Origin of the sequence: Phreatobacter sp., from assembly GCF_030691135.1 — a bacterium.
In the GTDB taxonomy this organism is placed as follows: domain Bacteria; phylum Pseudomonadota; class Alphaproteobacteria; order Rhizobiales; family Phreatobacteraceae; genus Phreatobacter.
The window spans coordinates 1-3,934 of sequence record NZ_JAUYFA010000071.1 but is presented as its reverse complement, the minus strand read 5'-3'; the positions used below and the strand labels follow the sequence as shown (position 1 = coordinate 3,934).

General features: G+C 70.7%; 3 protein-coding genes. 1 reads left to right on the top strand and 2 read right to left on the bottom strand.

The genetic code is table 11. The features are described 5' to 3' along the window. The coding region (locus Q8O26_RS12700) for an outer membrane protein (RefSeq protein WP_305576132.1) at positions 1-445 on the top strand (445 nt) is incomplete at its 5' end. Positions 446-519: 74 nt separating this feature from the next. Here Q8O26_RS12700 and Q8O26_RS12695 read toward each other — a convergent pair. Then, complete coding sequence (locus Q8O26_RS12695; RefSeq protein ID WP_305576130.1) at positions 520-2,481, bottom strand: hypothetical protein; 1,962 nt, start codon at positions 2,479-2,481, stop codon at positions 520-522. 72 nt (positions 2,482-2,553) lie between these two features. Next, positions 2,554-3,906 (bottom strand): M23 family metallopeptidase, encoded by a 1,353-nt coding sequence (locus Q8O26_RS12690; protein WP_305576128.1) that lies wholly within the window; start codon positions 3,904-3,906, stop codon positions 2,554-2,556. Positions 3,907-3,934: the final 28 nt, after the last annotated feature.

Genomic DNA, 3,934 nt, shown 5'->3' with positions numbered 1-3,934 from the left:
CCTCGGCGTCGAAGGCGATATCGAGGCCTCGGGCGTCAGCGGCGGCTATACGCTGCTCGGCGGCAATGGAACGCGGTTCCGGTCGAATTTCCAGGGTTCGCTGCGTCTGCGTGGCGGTATCGCGGTCGATCGCGCCGTGTTCTACGTGACCGGCGGTCTTGGCGTGGCCCAGTTGCGCTACGGCTATTTTACCCCGGCCATCATCGAGAACTTCACCCGAACCCAGGCTGGTTGGACCGTCGGCGCCGGTGTCGAATATGCCTTCACGCCGAACTGGACCGCCCGGCTCGAGTACCGCTATTCCGACTATGGTCGCGTCTCCAACGCGAGCCTCGTCGCCTTCCCCGGCTTCACCTACCGACACAACCCGCGCTCGCATGCAGTGCGTGTCGGCGTGACATACCTGTTCTCGACCGGCCCCTCGGCGGTCGTCGCCCGCTACTGATCATTGCCGACAGTGCGGAACGGAAAGGCCGCCCTCGGGGCGGCCTTTTTGTGTTGTCCGGTGTTCGGTTCGCCTCAGCACCGCGTGGGATAGGCCCGCGGCCCGGTCACTTCGAAATCCCGCCACATCTCGTTGACAGAGCGGATCATCTCGCTTGCCATAGCGCGCGGGAAGCGGGCCTGGACCAGATAGACCACGCCGGGCTCGTTCCGCTTCTGCGCCACGAGGTCGTAGTAGTCGAGATCGGTACGGAAGCGGTCGCCCTGCAATACGCCGCGTCCGCGGACCGAGAAGCCGCGGAAGCCGCCTTCGCCAGGCGGCAGGCCCGCATCGCTCATCACGTCGCCGCGGCGCGGCCGGGCGCCTTCGATGATCGTGTCCCAGTACCAGGCCTGCGCCGTGCAGGCGCCGCGTGCATGGTTGGCGCTGACCACGACGACGGCATCGCGGTTCTGTTCGTGTACCAGCACCGAATTGACCGGCCCCGGCAGGTCGTTGTCGCTGTCGAGCCGGAAGCCGTCGGGAATGGCGAAGGACCAGCGGTCCCTTCGGTGGCGATAGGGACCCTCGACCGCCGGAGGCGGAGCGGGCGGCACCGACCCGGTGACATCGCCGTCGGGGCGGGGCTGCGGCATCGGGGCGACCTGCGGCGCCGCCGGGGTCTCGGCCGACGGGGCCGGTGTCGCGGCGTCTGGCGCCGGGCGCGGCCGGACCGAGCCGGTGGTGACGGCATTGTCGGCAGCGGTGGTCGCGATCTGGCGGAGCGACTGTACCTCGCCCTCCAGGCTGGCGACCCGGGCTGCGGCCTCCTGAGCCTTCTTCTCGGCGACGGTGATGGCGGCCTGCGCGGCCTGCAGGTCTGTCTGGCTTCGGCGTGCCTGGCCCGTCGCATCCGCGGTCTGGGTCTGCCGCTGGATCAGTTCGGTCTGGCTGTGGGCGAGTTGGGTGCGGGCAATGCGCAGGTTGGCTTCCGCCGTCTCGGCTCGGCGCGCCGCCGTCCGTGACTGCTCGCGCAGCCGGGCGAGTTCCGCCGCGGCGCTCGAGGCGACCTGCGCCTTCTCGCCGGCGGCCTTCGCTAGCGCCGCGATCCGCGGATGGGAATCGCCGCGCAGGGGGCCGGCGAATTCGGTCACACCGGCCGCCGCCATGCTGCCGACGAGAAAGGCAGCGGCGGAAATGCCGATCCACTTGAGCGGGAGATTGCCGTTGGCCGGTGCGGGCGGCGGAGCGGCCGCGGCACGGTCGAGTGCGGTCCGCAACCGCTCGTTCTCGCCGGACAGGCGCGCAACGCTGTCGCGCAGCGCCGCGGCACCGTCCGCCATCGCCGCGCGCGGGTCGGGCGGCATCGCCTGCGCATCGGTCCGCACCGCCTTGAGATAGGCGGCGAAGGCCTCCAGCTGCGCCTTCAGCCGGTCCTGCGCCGCCGTGCTGCGTTCCTGCAGCACGCCATGGACCTTGCGGAATTCGGCGGCGAAATGCTCGCGCTCGGTGCCCTCGAATCGAGCCCAGATCGCTGGCGTCGCCGGGTCGTCGGGATGGCGGCGGGCGAAGGCCACCTGTGCCGGTTCGCCCTCCGCCTCGCGGTCGGTTGAGATCGCGAGCGCGAGTTCGGCAAGGCCCGGCCGGTCGAGTTTGGCGCCGAGCGTCACCAGCAGCGACTGCCAGGCGGGATCCTTCGCGTCGGGGCTGGCGAGCCAGCCCGACAGGTCCGGCGTCGGCAGGGCGTCGAACGGCGGTTCCAGCTTGTCCGTCGCCAGGAGACTGAGCCGCGCCACGACGAGCCGTCCGCCGTCGTGAGCGCCGCGGGCGAGGCCGTAAAGGCCGGCATGGTTCTCGGTCGGGTCGAGGATTTCGGCCGGCCAGAGGGCGAGAAGGGCGCGCGCACCGGCCGCCGCCTCGCGCAGGGCCTTGGCTGCACCGCGGCCCTTGGGTTCGATGTCAGGCTGGATGGAGACGGCGAGATCGGCCAGCGCCTGCCGGACGATGTCGACGCGGCTCTTGTCCGATCGCCGATAGGCCAGAAACAGATCCGTCACGGATCCTCTCCCGAGTTGTCCCGCGCGGGGAATGACGATGTTCATGCACGTCCGACCCGCAGCGGGGTCGCGTCAGTCGGCGGAAGCGAGCCTCACGCCGGCGCGCACGAAGCGCATGGGATCGACGGCCTCGCCGTTGACCCGGGTCTCGTAGTGCAGGTGCGGCCCGGTCGACCGGCCCGTCGAGCCGACGCGTCCGACCCGCTGGCCGACGCCGACCAGGTCGCCCTCCTTCACCTCGATGCGGGAGAGATGGGCGTAGCGGGTGCTGATGCCGTTGCCGTGGTCAATCTCGACGAGCAGGCCATAGCCGCCGAGCGAGGCGGCATGGCTCACCCGGCCGCTGCCGGAGGCGAAGACCGGCTCGCCGGTGGCGCCGCGAAAGTCGATCCCCGAATGCATGGCCCAGGTCCGGAGGAACGGATCGAGGCGCGCGCCGAAGCCCGACGACAGTTCGAGTTCCCCCGAATGGGGACGGGCGATCGGGATGCTGGCGACGAGGCGGTTCAGCCTGTCGTGGTCGCGGATGACCGTCTGAAGGCGAAACACCTGTTTCTCGAAGGGCGAGGCATCGGGCATCGGAGCCGACAGCGGAATGAGCGGGCCGCCGGTCCCCGCCGTCGAACCGCCCCGTGCCGCCGGAGCGAGGCGCGTTTCCGCGAGCCCGAGTTCGGCGAGCATGGCGCGGATGCGTTTGGCGCGCCGTTCGGTGCGGGTCTCGAGGCCCTGGAGCAGGCCATGCTGGCTCTGTTCGACGCGATCGAGCGAGCGCTCCACGCGGGCGACGACATCGAGATGCGACGGTTCCGCGGCGAGGGCGAAGGTCGGTTGCGGAATTGCTGCGACGACGACGCGCGATTCGAGGCGCGACTGGCGCTCAACCGGCGGGGTCAGGCGCACCGTATCACCGGCGACCGCCGGCCGAGGGGCGGGCGATGCCGCCGCGCTCCGACCCGGAACCATCGCGCCGATCCGGGTGGGTGCCGGCGGCGCGCCGGCCGATTCCTTCAGCGAGCTGACGATGGCCTGCCGCGTCTCCAGGAGCGCCTGCCGGCGAGCCACCTGATCGACGCGCCGCTCCAGTTCGGTCTTGTCGACCATCTGGCGGCTGGTCATGCGGTCGACCTGGCCACGCAACTCGCGGATTCGGTCCTCGTAACCGTGCTGGAGGGCCGCCTGCCGGCTCATCACGCCGCCGATGATGTCGTCCTTGAAGGCGAGATAGCTGGTGACGGCCACGCCCCACAGCGACAGGGCGAGGGCGGTCACGAGCAGCGTCCCGCTCAGCGCGAAGGACAGCGAGAGCGTGCGCGTCCCGGCGCGGCCGCGCCACGCGAAGGTGAGGGCTCCGGTTGGAACCTGAGCCCTCAGATTGGCTTCCTGGGCGAGTTGGGCGCGATTGTATCGCTGGCTGGGCTGCGGCATCCGGCGTCCATCCATACGCGAACGAGAC

Coding starts and splice junctions, on each gene's coding strand:
- Q8O26_RS12690 (WP_305576128.1), bottom strand. CDS start 3,906: ATGCCGCAGCCCAGCCAGCGATACAATCGCGCCCAACTCGCCCAGGAA.